This window comes from Roseateles sp. P4_D2 (assembly GCF_056401875.1).
The window spans coordinates 1-13530 of record NZ_JBFUIM010000022.1; the positions used below are offsets into that span (position 1 = coordinate 1).

The 13530-nt window shown below is 66.3% G+C and carries 14 protein-coding genes and 1 pseudogene; 6 read left to right on the forward strand and 9 right to left on the reverse strand.

Going from position 1 to position 13530, the window contains the following annotated elements:
* Positions 1–532: 532 nt before the first annotated feature.
* Genes AC1DW0_RS28200 through AC1DW0_RS28215 form a run of 4 tightly spaced genes read right to left on the reverse strand, consistent with a single transcriptional unit; the run spans position 533 to position 3419 of the window.
* Positions 533–1507: a pirin family protein gene (locus AC1DW0_RS28200; protein WP_477949350.1), complete on the reverse strand. Its 975-nt coding sequence runs from the start codon at positions 1505–1507 to the stop codon at positions 533–535.
* Positions 1508–1552: 45 nt separating this feature from the next.
* Entirely contained in the window at positions 1553–2143 is a 591-nt protein-coding gene (locus AC1DW0_RS28205) for an NADPH-dependent F420 reductase (RefSeq protein WP_056205448.1), read from the reverse strand.
* Between the two features lie 46 nt (positions 2144–2189).
* A complete protein-coding gene (locus tag AC1DW0_RS28210) occupies positions 2190–2798 on the reverse strand; it encodes an FMN-dependent NADH-azoreductase (protein ID WP_477949352.1) in 609 nt (202 codons plus the stop codon).
* Between the two features lie 42 nt (positions 2799–2840).
* The gene (locus AC1DW0_RS28215) at positions 2841–3419 is read right to left on the reverse strand and encodes a YceI family protein (RefSeq protein WP_477949354.1); all 579 of its coding nucleotides are present in this window, start codon (positions 3417–3419) and stop codon (positions 2841–2843) included.
* 181 nt (positions 3420–3600) lie between these two features.
* Here AC1DW0_RS28215 and AC1DW0_RS28220 point away from each other — a divergent pair, with 181 nt between their 5' ends.
* Positions 3601–4518, forward strand: coding sequence for a LysR family transcriptional regulator (locus AC1DW0_RS28220; RefSeq protein WP_057295916.1), 918 nt, complete (start codon positions 3601–3603; stop codon positions 4516–4518).
* A gap of 272 nt (positions 4519–4790) precedes the next feature.
* On the opposite strand, the gene AC1DW0_RS28225 is transcribed toward AC1DW0_RS28220, so the two are convergent.
* Positions 4791–5747: a GlxA family transcriptional regulator gene (locus tag AC1DW0_RS28225; protein WP_477949356.1), complete on the reverse strand. Its 957-nt coding sequence runs from the start codon at positions 5745–5747 to the stop codon at positions 4791–4793.
* A gap of 117 nt (positions 5748–5864) precedes the next feature.
* Here AC1DW0_RS28225 and AC1DW0_RS28230 point away from each other — a divergent pair, with 117 nt between their 5' ends.
* Positions 5865–6860: an SLAC1 anion channel family protein gene (locus tag AC1DW0_RS28230; protein WP_477949358.1), complete on the forward strand. Its 996-nt coding sequence runs from the start codon at positions 5865–5867 to the stop codon at positions 6858–6860.
* Here the strand turns inward: AC1DW0_RS28230 and AC1DW0_RS28235 are convergent.
* The 3 genes from AC1DW0_RS28235 to AC1DW0_RS28245 are packed head-to-tail and all read right to left on the reverse strand — an operon-like array spanning position 6855 to position 9397.
* Positions 6855–8171 (reverse strand): ATP-binding protein, encoded by a 1317-nt coding sequence (locus AC1DW0_RS28235; protein WP_457350497.1) that lies wholly within the window; start codon positions 8169–8171, stop codon positions 6855–6857. The genes AC1DW0_RS28230 and AC1DW0_RS28235 overlap by 6 nt on opposite strands.
* On the reverse strand, positions 8168–8845 hold the full coding sequence (locus AC1DW0_RS28240; RefSeq protein WP_056205437.1) for a response regulator: 678 nt from the start codon (positions 8843–8845) through the stop codon (positions 8168–8170). Before AC1DW0_RS28240 ends, AC1DW0_RS28235 begins: the two co-directional genes overlap by 4 nt.
* Before the next feature lie 3 nt (positions 8846–8848).
* Complete coding sequence (locus tag AC1DW0_RS28245) at positions 8849–9397, reverse strand: cysteine hydrolase family protein (RefSeq protein WP_457350495.1); 549 nt, start codon at positions 9395–9397, stop codon at positions 8849–8851.
* Positions 9398–9576: 179 nt separating this feature from the next.
* Here AC1DW0_RS28245 and AC1DW0_RS28250 point away from each other — a divergent pair, with 179 nt between their 5' ends.
* A complete protein-coding gene (locus AC1DW0_RS28250; protein ID WP_477949361.1) occupies positions 9577–10065 on the forward strand; it encodes an endonuclease V in 489 nt (162 codons plus the stop codon).
* A 131-nt stretch (positions 10066–10196) separates the two neighbouring features.
* Positions 10197–11207 (forward strand): alpha/beta hydrolase, encoded by a 1011-nt coding sequence (locus AC1DW0_RS28255; RefSeq protein ID WP_457350491.1) that lies wholly within the window; start codon positions 10197–10199, stop codon positions 11205–11207.
* Between the two features lie 266 nt (positions 11208–11473).
* Here AC1DW0_RS28255 and AC1DW0_RS28260 read toward each other — a convergent pair whose 3' ends face one another.
* Positions 11474–11833, reverse strand: a complete 360-nt coding sequence (locus AC1DW0_RS28260) for an NIPSNAP family protein (RefSeq protein ID WP_457350489.1) — start codon at positions 11831–11833, stop codon at positions 11474–11476.
* Positions 11834–11873: 40 nt separating this feature from the next.
* Here AC1DW0_RS28260 and AC1DW0_RS28265 point away from each other — a divergent pair.
* Positions 11874–12022 (forward strand): annotated as a pseudogene (locus tag AC1DW0_RS28265) (IS30 family transposase); the annotation flags it as partial.
* Positions 12023–12337: 315 nt separating this feature from the next.
* Positions 12338–13420, forward strand: a complete 1083-nt coding sequence (locus AC1DW0_RS28270) for an alpha/beta fold hydrolase (RefSeq protein ID WP_477949364.1) — start codon at positions 12338–12340, stop codon at positions 13418–13420.
* Positions 13421–13530: the final 110 nt, after the last annotated feature.

A 13530-nucleotide genomic window follows, 5' to 3' on the forward strand; every position in this document is an offset into this window, starting at 1 on the left:
GAGCTCCTCTTGCCCGTACAAAGAGCCGTAATGCGGTATGCACTAAATGGCTAACCCTTCCACCGAGCGGACGTCTTCCAACGCGCTTCGCACGCTTCCAGCCGCCGCTCATGTTCAACGTTGAACGGCAGCTTTCTGGCTGTTCACTTCACCAAGGCCGACTTCCGCTCTCGGTCGGGATCACCCGTTCGACCCGTCAGGCAGCAGACATTCGTCGCGGGTTGGCGCGGTGAGCGGCGGCCAGGCCGCCTGGGTGGCTGCTTCACCCGCGACAGCGGTCATCACAGGTGGCAAGTCGACAGGTGAGCCGATGACGGCTTCGTGGCCTGGACCGAGAAGCCGGCTACTGGCCGCGAAAGACGGCAGTCGCTGCGAAGCAGTAGTCCGCCGAACTTCGGCATCAGGCTGAGCTGAGTCATTCACATGCCAATGCAGCAGCGACAGCAGCCGTCCGGACCGGTCGTTGAGCGCTGCTGGCACCGACCGGCAGCTTCGCCCATGGGAGCAGTCGCTTGACCACGGTCCTCGAAAGTCAATCGGTTGAAGCGAACCTTCCCCGCTTCGAGCCATGGTTCGGGTCGTAGACGCCCCAAGCCCAATCTCCAAACCGGGTGTCTCGGTAGTCTTCGTAGGCACGTCGGATTTCGTCTAGCGTGGTCATCACGAACGGCCCGTGCTGCACGACGGGTTCTTCAATCGAGCGGCCTTGGAGCAGCAGTACCTCGGCTTCCTTGGACCCATTTACAAGCTCGACCACGGCGGAGCAGTCGACCTCGATAGCAGAACGCGCGTCGACGCACTCACCGTCAATGGTCAGCGTGGAGCCCTTGAAGAAAAGGAGCTGCCTGCGCGTGCCGCTACCCAAGGCAGCCGGCAACTGCCACCTCGCACCCGGCGCCATCTTCAACGTCCACACGGCCAAGTCCGAACTAGGGTCTGACGCCCATGACCTTGAAGGCGGTGACGGCGGCTGTTGCATGTGCACTCCGTGCAAGGCGCCGACGATGCATGTGACGTCGACGCCGGCTTCAACATGCCTCGGGATGTCCTCGGCCCAGAACATCTTGAAGCTGGGCTCAGCCATCTTGTCGCGCGCCGGCAGGTTCAGCCATATCTGAAACAGCTCCAGCGTGTTCGGCTCGAGGGGGTCCAGCAAAGGGAACATCTCCGCATGCACGACACCACGCCCCGCAGTCAGCCACTGCACATCGCCCGCGCCATACCGGGCTGTGGCGCCCAGTGAGTCCGAGTGGTCGACCACGCCCTGGCGGACGATGGTGATGGTCTCGAAGCCGCGATGCGGGTGGGCAGGGAAGCCTGGCACCGTCTGCCCGAAGTACATGCGCCAGGGCTTTCCGGCACCTGTATCGGCAGGTGGTGGCTCAACCGGTCCCAAGTCGGCGTTCCCAGGTGGATAGTGGTCGAGGTGATAGGCGCAGACGAGAAACGGGTCGATGGTTTCCCAGGGGGTGCCGAGCCGGGCGACGCTGATGATGGAACGGGGCATGAACAATCCGAAGAGAGCAGTGGGTGAGCCACCCGTGGGCGGCAGTCAGCTCAGCTTGATGAGGTTCTGCAGGATCAGCGGCCCGCCCATACCGATCAGCAGCCCGCCCTCGTTCGCCTTGCCCAGAGGGACCGGCGCGAAGCCCAGGTCCGCGACCAGCTTGGCCATCGCCGCCTCAGCGCCGGCGTCGTTGCTCGACACGAACATGACACGCCGACCACCGTTGACCGCAGGGTCTTGCGCGAGCAGCTTGGCCGGCAGCTGGTTCAGCGTCTTGACCACCTTCGCGCCTGGGAAAGCGGCAGCCACCACGTCCGTGGAAGCCTGCCCCTTCAACTCTTCCGGCGAGATGCCGTAGGTGTTCATCGCGTCTACAACGACCTTGCCAGACCAGTTCGAGAGGGCTCCGCCGACCGCTGCGTGAGCACGGAACGGAACAGCCAGGATGACGACGTCGGCCGCAAGAGCGTCCTGCAACGCGACGGGAACCACCTTGTCGCCAAGTTCAGCGGCAAGCGATGCAATGGACTCGGGGCCGCGCGTGTTGGCGATCCGAACGGAAATGCCGCTGCGGGCGAAGTGACGGGCCAGGGCGGTGCCGACGTTGCCGGAACCGATGATGGAGTAGGAGGTCATGATGATTCTTTCGACGGGGGTTTGAGATGTGCGAAGCGCGTGCCCTTCAGGCCGCAATCGCCTCGATGTCTTGGAGGGCCTTCGCGATGGCAGCCTCCTTGGCTTCCGGCCCGAACGCGATGCCTTCGGCGCGCACGACCTTCACGTCGGTCACACCGAGGAAGGCCAGCAGGCCGATGAGGTAGCTTTCCTGGTGCTCGAGCGCAGCAGCCGGGCTGCCGGTTGAGTAGACGCCGCCCCGCGCCGATGCGATGAAGGCCTTCTTGCCCTTGAGCAGCCCTTGCGGCCCGGTCGCGGTGTACTGGAAGGTCTTGCCGGCCACGGCGACGCGGTCGATCCAGGCCTTGAGCGGCGTCGGAATCGACAGGTTGTACATGGGTGCGCCGATGACGAGGACGTCTGCGGCGAGCAGTTCGTCCATGTAGGCGTTGCCCTTGACCAGGTCGGCGTTGATGGTGGCGTCGTCGCTGGTAGCACCCATGCGCGCGGCCATATGAGCGCCGGTGAGGTGCAAGGCGGGGTCGGCTGCAAGGTCCCGATAGGTCACCCGGATGTCCAGGTGAAGCGCCTTTTGGCGGGCGACGATTTCAGCAGTCAGCTGGCGGCTGACGGACGCGGCGCCGAGGGCGCTGGAGTCAAGATGAAGGAGTTTCATGAAGGGTCTCGAAGTTGGTGAGGGAGATGGTTCGCAGCGGGCTTACTGCTTGACGGCTTCGACCTGCACGGCGAGCTTCACGGTGTCGGGGATGCCATAGTTGATGCCCCAGCCGATGCCCCATTGGCTGCGCTGAATCGTGGTCTCGAAGTCGCCGCCGCACACCTCGCGCTTGAGCATGGGATTCGTGTAGCAGTTGAAGTTGGAGGCCTTCAGCACCACGGGGAGGGTCTTGCCCAGCAGCGTGAGTTGCCCCGCCACTTCGCTGACCTTGTCGCCGTTGAAGCTGAACGTGCTGGCGACGAACTTGGCGGTCGGGAACGCGGCGGCGTTGAGGAAGTTGTCGCTCTGCAGGTGCTGGTCGAACGCGGCCGTGCCGGTGCTGATGGAGCCGATCTCGAGCGTCAGTTCGACCTTGCCGGTCTTGGCCACCTTGTCGAGTTGAACAGTGCCTTCCTTCTTCTCGAACCGACCGCGGTTGGTCGAAGTGCCGAAGTGGGTGACCTCAAAGGTCACGAAGGTGTGCGTGGGGTCGATGCTGTAGGTGGCGACTTCCGCGTGAGCAGTGCCGACGAGTGCGGTGGCGGCGGCCAGTGCGGCCGCGATGAGGGTCTTGCGCATGGGACGGGTCCTTTGAGGGTGGCTTGCAGAAACTGGGGCTAAAACAGAGATGGGTCCCTGCTGCCTCCTATCCTTTGCAGCGATGGCTGCATGGGAACGAATGATGGAGACCGGCTTCCATTCTGAGAAGCCGGTATATTGAGATTCGATCCATCTGTTTAAGAGATGGAAGGAGTCTCAATTGCTCGACGGCGTTTCCTTGGACCAGCTCAGGACGTTCATCGCCGCGGTGGACGAGGGCAGCTTTTCCGCCGCCGCACGCAAGCTCAACCGCGTGCAGTCAGCGGTGAGCGGCTGGGTCAGCGGGTTGGAGCAGCAAATCGGCGTGGTGCTCTTCGACCGCTCAGGCCGGTTTCCGAAGCTCACCGCGGAGGGTGTGCTTCTGCTGGCCGACGCCCGCAACATCGTGTCTGGTGTGGACACGCTGAAGGCCCGAGCCAAGCTGATGGCGGCAGGCCAGGAGACCGAGCTCTCGGTGGTGGTTGACGTGTTCTTCCCCACTGCGCTCGTCAGCGCTGCCGCAAAGGCATTTGCGAGCCAATTCCCTCTTACGCCGTTGCGCCTGTTCGTGGAGGGCCTGGGAGCGGCTTACCAGCCCGTGCTGGATGGGCGGTGCAGTTTGGGCATTCTCTCGACCTTGCCGGCTGTGACGTTCCCGTCGCTGGTGAGCGAGCGCTTGGGCGAATTGCCCCTGGTATCGGTCGCCGCGGCGAACCATCCGCTCGCGGCATGGGCAGATCGGATTCCCCGGAGCGAGCTGGCGAAGCACGTCCAGCTGGTGCTCACCGACCGATCAGACCTGATGGCAGGACGCGACTACGGCGTGGTGTCGCCGTCGACCTGGCGCCTAGCCGATCTGTCGACCAAGTACGCCTTCCTGAAGGACTGCGTCGGCTGGGGCGGCATGCCACTGCACATGGTCGAGAAGGACATCGCTGACGGCACCCTGGTTGTCCTCGATGTGGACGACATGCCGCGGACGGGCTTCATGTTGACCATGTCCGCGTATCACCCGGCTTCCGAACCGCCCGGGCCCGCGGGCAGGTGGTTCATTGACCACTTGAAACAGTCCTGGGAGTCCTTGCGGGAACTGCCCTGATGCCTTCGGCAGGAAGGCTCTTTCAGGGATGCCCAGATGACGCTTGAGCGATCGGACGGTTGCTTGCAGCTTCCGCTGCAGAGATGTCGGGGTGAGGTGCGTGTGGCGCACCCTCGCCGCTGCGAAAGCAGTCGTTGCTGCCATGTCGACAGGTGACTCGACGACTGCTTCCTGTCCAAGACCGTGAACCCGGCGACCTGCCGCGGATGACGGCACTCGCTGCAAAGCGGGCGCCAGCTCCTTAGTCCTGAGCCGCACGCCCTTGGCGTCGGTCAGGACTTCGCAAACCGCCTGCGGTACTCCGCCAGGCTGACCCCCAACCGCCGCGCAAACGCCCGCCTGAAGCCGTCCGCATTCGCATACCCCACCGCATCTGCCAGCCGCTTGGCCGGCAGGTCCGACTCCTCGGCCAGGCGGCGGGCGGCGTCGATGCGGGCATGGTCGACAAAGGCCGCGGGTGTGGTGCCGGCCTCGCTGCGGAAGGTGCGTGCAAAGCTGCGCTCGCTCATGCCGGCGCGCGCGGCCAGCGCGGGCACTGAAAGGTCGGCCTTCAGGTGGGCCAGCACATAGTCCTGCACGTCGCGCACGCTGGATCGCTCGGACGTCTGCGCGGCCAGGTGGGCGCTGAACTGGCTCTGGCCGCCGGGCCGCTTGAGGAACATCACCAGCTCGCGCGCCACGCGCAGCGCGAGGTGGCGGCCGTGGTCTTCCTCCACCATCGCGAGCGCGAGGTCCATGCCCGCGGTCACGCCGGCGGAAGTGAACAGCTTGCCGTCCTTCACGTAGATGGCGTCCGCCTCGACGCAGGCCTCGGGGTAGGCGGCCGCCAGGCGTGCCGCGGCGTTCCAGTGGGTCGCGACGCGCTTGCCGTCGAGCAGACCCGTGGCCGCCAGCACGAAGGCGCCGGTGCAGACTGAGCCGTAGCGCCGCACCGTGCGCGACTGGCGCCGCAGCCAGTCCTGCAATGGCCCGTCGCTCGCCATGTCTTCGATGGTGGGGCTGCCAGCCACGAGCAGGGTGTCGATGCGCCCGCGATGCGTCGCCACCGTCGCATCCACGGCCAGGCGCAGGCCGCTGCTGCTGGTGAGCAGGCCGGCCTCGCTGGAGATCAGCTGTACCTGGTAGGCCCTGGGGTCCTTGAGCTGGCGCGAGGCTTCGACGAAGACGTCGGCAGGCCCGGCGACGTCGAGCAGCTGGAAGCGGGGGAAGGCAAGGATGGCGACGCGCATGGCGGGGATGGCAGAGAAGGTCCGATGACTGGCAGAAAACGTCGCACGTTGGCGAAGACGCCCAAACGAGTCTGGCAGAAAATGTCGACACCAGCAAATTGCGCCAGAAGGCTCATCATGCAAACCCAACCCATCGGCCCAGCCTCACCCACTTTTGAAACGCGCCCGGCAAGCTCCGTGCGCGACCTGCCCGTCAGCCTGTTCGGTTCGGTCATGGGCCTGTCGGGGCTGGCACTTGCATGGCGGCTGGCGCACATCAGCCTGGGCGTGCCGGCGTGGGTGGGTGAGGCCATAGCCGCCTTTGCCGTGGGCGTGTTCGTGTTGTTGTCGCTGGGCTATCTGGCCAAGCTGGCCTGGCACCGCCAAGCCGTGCACGCGGAGTTCCATCACCCCGTGGCCGGCAACTTCTTCGGCACCGTCGTCATCGCGGTGCTGCTGGTGGCGGCGGTTGTCGAGCCGTACAGCACGCCTGCCGCCAGCGTTATCTGGACGGTCGGAGTGCTGGCAACGCTCGCCCTCGCAGGGGTGTCGACCTCCCGCCTGCTCAAGGGCAGCGTGGACGCGTCTCACGCGCTGCCGGCCTCGCTGATGCCGGGCGTGGCCACGCTGGACATCCCCCTGACCGGCAGCCACATGCCCATGGCCTGGGCGCCGGAGGTCAACCTGATGACCGGTGCCGTGGGCGCCGTGCTGGCGGTGCTGCTCTACCTGCTGATCTTCAGCCGCCTCGTGCACCGCGACCCGCTGGCGCCCGCCATGACGCCGTCGCTGATGATCCTGATGGCGCCTTTTGCCGTGGGCTTTCTGGCGTACGTCAACCTCGTGGGCGGCGTCGACCGTTTCGCCGCGCTGCTCTTCTACTTCGCGCTGTTCATGTTCGTTGTCATCGTGCCCAAGGTGTTCCGCCGCGGCGCCAGCCTCTCGCTGGGCTGGTGGGTGATCGGCTTCCCGTTGGCCGCGCTGGTCAACGCAGCGTTGAAGTACGCGCAGTTCCGCGACAGCGCGCCGCTCTGGGTCATCGCCATCGTGCTGCTGGGCCTGCTGAGCATGGCGCTCGCGGTCCTCACGGTGCGCACCGTGTGGCTGGCGCTCAGCGGCAGGCTGTTGTCATGACGTGGCCGGCCAGGCCAGCTCCGCACGCAGCCCGCCGAGTGGTGATGCGTCCAGGCTGATGCTGGCGCCCTGCTGCCGCGCCGCCGCCTGCACGATGGCCAAACCCAGCCCGCTGCCTTCAACCGTCGCGCCTTCGCCGCGCTGGAAGCGATCGAAGACGCGCTCGCGCTGGTCGGCCGGGATGCCGGGGCCGTCGTCGTCCACACGCAGCAGCGGTGCGCCACGCGAGCCGCGCAGCGCGCTCACCTGCACCGTTCGGGCGCCGTACTTCACGGCGTTGTCGATGAGGTTGCGCAGGGCGCCGCGCAGGGCCTGGGGGTCGCCGGTCAGCAGCAGCGGGTCGGGGGCGGTCAGGGCCAGCGTCACGTCGGCCTTGTCGGCCAGCGGCTGCACATCGGCCACGGCCTGGCGGGCCAGGTCGGCGAGGTCCAGCGGCAACTCGGCCGCCGCGGCACCGGGCTCGGCGCGGGCCAGGGCCAGCAGCTGCTCGACGAGGTGCACCGCGCGGTCGATGCCACCGCGCAGGCGAGCAATCGAAGCGTCCTGCTCTTCGCCCGGTGCCGCATCGCGCAGCAGGCCGAGTTGCAGCTTCAGCGCGGTCAGCGGCGAGCGCAGTTCGTGAGCCGCATCGGCGACAAAGCTGCGCTGGGCGTCGAAGGCGGACGAGAGCCGCCCGAGCAGGTCGTTGAAGGCGTCGACCAGCGGCGCCACTTCACCGGGCAGGCCGGCGGTGGGCAGCGGGTGCAACGCGTTGGCACCGCCGGCCTGGGCCGCGCGGGTGACGCGCGCCAGTGGCGCGAGTGACACGCCGAGCAGCCACCAGACGGCCGCCGCCACCAGCGGCAGGGCCACGGCCAGCGGTACGACACTGCGCAGGGCCGCCAGTGCGGCGAGCTTCTGGCGCACGGCCAGCGGCTGGGCGACCTGCACGACGCGCTGCGGCGTGGCCGCGCTGAACACGCGCCAGTCCTGCCCGGCGAGGTGCAGGTTGGAGAAGCCCAGCACCGCGCGCGCCGGCAGCGCCTCGGTCATGCCCTGCGGCCGGCTGGAATAGATCTCCAGCCCCTGCACGGACCAGATCTGCACGAGGTAGTCCAGGCTGGGGTCGGCCAGCGCCGCGGCCTCGTCGCCGGCGATGCGGCCCTGGTCGCGCAGCGACAGCGCCGTCTGGCGCAACTGGTAATCGAACAACTCGTCGGCCTCGGCGCGCACGCTGACATAGGTGGCGCCGGCTACGGCCAGGGCCGTCACCGCGCCAAGTGCCGCCAACAGCGCGAAGAGGCGGCCGCGCAGCGTGCCCAGCCACTTCATGGCGCGCCACCTTTTTCAGGGCCGGCGTAGTAGCCCAGCCCGCGCACGGTATGCAGCAGGTCGGCGCCGAGCTTCTTGCGCAGCTGGTGCATGTAGACGCTGATGGCGTTGCTCTCCAGCTCCTCGCCCCAGCCGTAGAGGCGGTCCTCGAGCTGGGCGCGCGACACGATGGCGCCGGGCCGCTCCAGCAGCGCCTCCAGCAGCGCGAACTCGCGGGCCGACAGCAGGATGGGTTTGCCGGCGCGCGTGACCTCGCGGGTGGCGGGGTCCAGGCGCAAATCGGCGACCTGCAAGCCCGTGTCGGTGCGGCCGCCATGGCGACGCGTGACGGCGCGCAATCGGGCGAGCAGTTCGTCCAGCTCGAAGGGTTTGACGAGGTAGTCGTCGGCACCGGCGTCCAGGCCGGCCACCTTGTCGGTCAGCGCGTCGCGGGCGGTCAGCACGATGACCGGCGTCGCGTCCTCGCGCGCCCGCATCGAGCGCAGCACGTCGATGCCGCCTCGCTTGGGCAGGCCCAGGTCCAGCAGCACGGCGTCAAAGCGTTCGCCGCTGGACAAGACCGCATCGGCGGCCTGGCCATCTCGCACCCAATCAGCTGCGAAGCCCTGGCGGCGCAAAGCCTCGCGCAGGCTCTCGCCGATCATGAGGTCGTCTTCGACAAGCAGGAGGCGCATGGTTCAGCGGGCCAGCAGCGCGGCGGCCGCCTCGGTGTCGATGACGGTGGCGTAATCGCTTTGCAGATTGGCCAGCGCCATCTGGTGCACCTCCTCGGCCGCATGGTGCACGCCGCGCAGGTCGGTAAGGTCGAAGGCGAAGCAGGCGTCGGCCACCACATGGGTCTGAAAACCCAGGTTGCCGGCGCTGCGTGCGGTGGCCTCGACCGAGTTGTTGGTGCTGACGCCGACGATGACCAGCGAGCGGTGGCCGCGCGCATGCAGCCAGCGCTCCAGGCCACTGTGGGTGAAGGCATCGGGCACGTTCTTCTCGACGACGTGCTCGTCGTCGCGCGGCGCCAGGGCAGGCTGGAACTCCGCGCCGGGCTGGCCCGGCCAGAACGGCGATCCGAGTGTGCGGGAGATGTGGCGAACGTGCACGATGGGTGCGCCGGCGCGGCGCCAGGCGTCCAGCAGGCGGGCGATCTGCACCTCGGCCTGCGGGTTGTTGCGCACGCCGGACTGGGGCCAGGTCATGCCGACCTGCATGTCGATGATGAGAAGAAGCGGCATGGGATAAAAGAAGGCAAGGTGTCAGTGGCAGGTGTCGAAGCCTGCACCCCTCACAGGGACGGCTGCGGCCGTGCGTTTACCAGCGTCGCCACGCTGACGCCGTGCATCGTAGGGCGAACGCAGGAGGCTTCAGCCGGCGGCACTCGCAGAGCGGCTCATACTCCTGCATGAAACTCGTAGTGGCTGTTCATTTCGATGGCGCGCAGGCGAATGCTGCCGCTGTGGCTTTCGACGCCTGGGATGCCGCGGAAGCGACGCAGACTTACATCTCGTGCATCACCCATGTCGAGAAGGCCGTGCGAGGAGAACTCGACCTGCGAGAGCTGCCCTGTGTGATGCAACTGCTGCGCGAGCACAGCCTGGAACCGGAGCTCATCCTGGTTGACGGCTTTGTCCATCTGGATGCTGACGAAACACCGGGCCTTGGCCAGCACCTGTATCACGCGCTGGGCGGCAAGGTGCCTATCGTGGGTGTTTCGAAGCGGCGCTTGCCGGGCCTGTCGGCGCAGTTCGAGGTCATGCGAGAAGAGGAAACGCAGCCGCTGTTTGTGACGTGCGCGGGCATCGACATTGGCGCAGCCAAGGCGCGACTGCGTGCCATGCACGGCAGGAAGCGTGTGCCCACGCTCATGAAGCTCGCAGCTCGCCTGGCGAAGAACACGGATTGATTCCGCGCTGCGGGGCACTGGCCGGTGTCGGCTTTGGGGTGGGCCGACTGCCGACGCGCGACTATCCTCGGGCGGCGAGCAGCTAACGTCAGCAGCGGGCGAACAATTCGGCTTTGGGTAGGACGATCAAGATGCGCACAACCTCGAACATGGCCGCCGGTGCGGTTCATCGCCTGGCAATTGACAGCCAGGTGCTCGCTGGCAATCTGCTCGGCGACCCCACGCTGCGCGCCATCGACGTCTACGTTCCGGCGGGGCATGACGGCCGCGGCCTGCCGCTGCTGGTCGATATCGTGGGGTTCACCGCGGGCGGGCCGGCGCACACCAACTGGAAGAATTTTGGCGAGAACCTGCCTGAGCGGCTCGACCGCTTGATTGCGACCGGCGCCATGCCGCCCGTCGTCGTGGCCTTCCCGGACTGCTTCACGCGCCTCGGCGGCAATCAATACGTGAACTCGGCCGCGGTAGGGCGCTGGGACGATTTCCTGCGAGCGGAGGCAGTGCCGTTCGTCGAAGCCCGCTTTGGCTGCGGCGGGCTGGGCCGCCGCGGCATCTTCGGCAAGTCCAGCGGAGGCTACGGCGCGATGGTCCATGCGCTGCTGCATCCGGACTTCTGGAGTGCGGCAGCCGTGCATTCCGGCGACATGGGCTTCGAGCTTCTCTATCGACACGAATTCGTTCCGGTGCTCCGCGCGCTCGCCAAGCAGCCGGACATCGGCGCGTGGGTCGACGCCTTCTGGCAGGCCAGGAAGGTCAAGGACAGCGACGTGCACATCCTCATGATGCTGGCTCAGGCCGCGAGCTTCGACCCGGATCCTTCGGTGCCGTATGGCGTTCGCCTGCCGGTGACGCTCGACACCTGCGAGCTGATCCCCGAGCGCTGGGCGAACTGGATGGCCTGGGACCCGTTGAGCCTTGTCGAAGAGCATGGGCGCGGACTGGTCGCGCTCAAGGCCCTGTACATCGACTGCGGCGACGTCGACCAATACAACCTGGTCTACGGCGCCAGGCGAATGCACAAGCGGCTTGTCGCCATGGACGTGCCGCATGTGTATGAGGAATTCAGCGACGACCATACGGCGGTCGACTATCGGATGGACGTCAGCCTGCCGATTCTGGCCAAGGCGCTCGCTCAGCCATGAACAGCGCAAATCAGGGCGAGCGTCGGAAAGCCAGATGGCCGGCCATCGTGCTCGGGACTGTCGCGGCCTTGGTCACCGCGGGTGCTGTGTCGTGGGCCACGCCGGACGGCAACCTCGTCGTAACCCTGGTGCCAGCGCTGGCAGTTGGTCTGGTCGTATTCGGCGTCGCGTTGTGGCGCTTGCGCCGTGTCCACGCAGGTCCTTGAAGCCGACTCTTCTCTCGATTCAAGGTTTGAGACCTGCCCGGCCATTTTCGATTGGCAGACCTACTCGCTCGCCGGCTCAAGGAAGCATCGTCGATAGCTCCTGAAGGGCGGGTCCGCGAACCGCGTATTGGCCTCTATCCCTTCAGGGTCGGCCGCCACGCTTTCACGGTAGCGGCGGTAGGCGTCGTCGTCAGGGAAGGCGAACAGGGCGACGGCTTCGTTTGCGTGGCCGGTGGCGCCCAGGCTCGCGAAGCTCATGGCTGACCCAGCCGGCGCCTCGCGTGGCATGAAGAAGCCGTGGTGGACGCCGCCATGGCGGCGGATGAGGCGGACCCAGGTGCGGGCGTAGTCCGCGAACTCGTCCAGTCGATGGGGGTCAAGTTCGTAGCGAACTTCGCAAACGAGCTGGTAGTCGAGCATGGGGCTCAAGTGTCTTTGTGCGCAGCAGGGGTGTTGATGGAAAGAATACCTGCCAAAGGGCATCGACATCTCTGGCTAACCCAACTACAGCTCAACTCGATCGCCAGACAATTGAACGAGAGGCCGCGCAAAACGCTCGGCTTCCAAACGCCCGCTGAGAGACTCAGCGAATGTGTTGCGTTGACTGGTTTGATCCGCCGCCTATGGCGGGCATTCGACCGGCACGCCAATCCCGGGATTTCGGCGCGGCAGTTCGGCGACGGGCGAGACGTGACGATCTCGAAAGCCGCGCACTTCGTGCGACGGGTCGCCGCTGAAGACTTCATGCGAGTCGATTGAGATAGCGCCTCGCCACGGTTGCCCGGCAAGGAGGGTTTTCCAGCTCGTGTTGCCGCTTCAGACACGCTCCACTGGCAGGCCAAAGTAAGGGCTGGGGCATCCTTGGCCGGGACGCAGTCGGGCCCAATCCAAGGTGCAAGTGCCGCATGCCAAGAGGAGCCCAACATGATTCCCGATGTCGGCTTGAAGTGGGTGATCAGTGTTGCCACGCTCGCCCTGACCGCATTCACCGTTCTGTCCGCCGACGCCGCGGACGCTCCCGCAGTCAAGGAGGGCGACTGGGTGGTGCGGGACTTTCGCTTCCATACGGGCGAGGTGCTTTCCGAGCTTCGCATTCACTACACGACCGTCGGCGCGCCGACGGGCGAGCCGGTCCTGGTGCTGCATGGCACCACGCAGTCGGGCACCAGCATGCTGGCTGCCGCCTTTGCCGGTGAGCTGTTCGGTGCGGGTCAGCCGCTGGATGCCAGCCGCTACTTCATCGTGCTGCCCGACGCCATCGGGCACGGCAAATCGAGCAAGCCGTCCGATGGGCTTCGGATGGCTTTCCCCAAGTACAACTACGACGATCTGGTCGAGGCCCAGCATCGGTTGCTGACCGAGCATTTGGGCATACGCCACCTGCGGCTGGTGCTGGGTTTCTCGATGGGCGGTATGGAGACGTGGCTCCTGGCCCAGAAGTACCCCGACATGATGGACGCCGCAGTACCCATGGCCTCGTTGCCGGTGGAGATGTCCGGCCGCAACTGGATGCTCAGGCGCCTCATCATCGACTTCATCCGCAACGACCCCGATTGGCTCAACGGCGGCTACACCAAACAACCACGCAGCGCGCAGTTCGCCTCGGTTTTCTATGGCCTGGCTACCAGTGGCGGCAACCAGGCACTCAACAAGATCGCACCGGTGCGGGCCAAGGCGGATGAGCTCGTCAATAGCCGCTTGGCCGCCGCCTACAGTGCCGACGCCAACGACGTGCTCTACCAATGGGAGTCGTCACGTGACTACAACCCGGCCGCCGGGCTTGAGCGCATCACGGCCACGTTGTTGGCCATCAATTCAGCCGATGACGAGCGCAATCCACCCGAACTGGGCGTGATGGAGCGCGACATCAAGCGCGTGAAGAACGGCCGTGCCCTGCTGATACCCGCGTCCGACCAGACTGCGGGCCACGGCACGGTCTTCCAGGCAAAGTTTTGGAAGAAGGAGCTGATGGAGCTGTTGCAGGCGGCCCCACGTGAGGCGAAGTAGGTGCGAGATGGCAGCTCTACATGCACGCTCGTTTCAGGCGTTGGGTTTCGGCGCCGCGCTCAATGCGCCTCCGTTTCCTGCATGTCCCATGTCCCCTTCCAGCTTGAAGC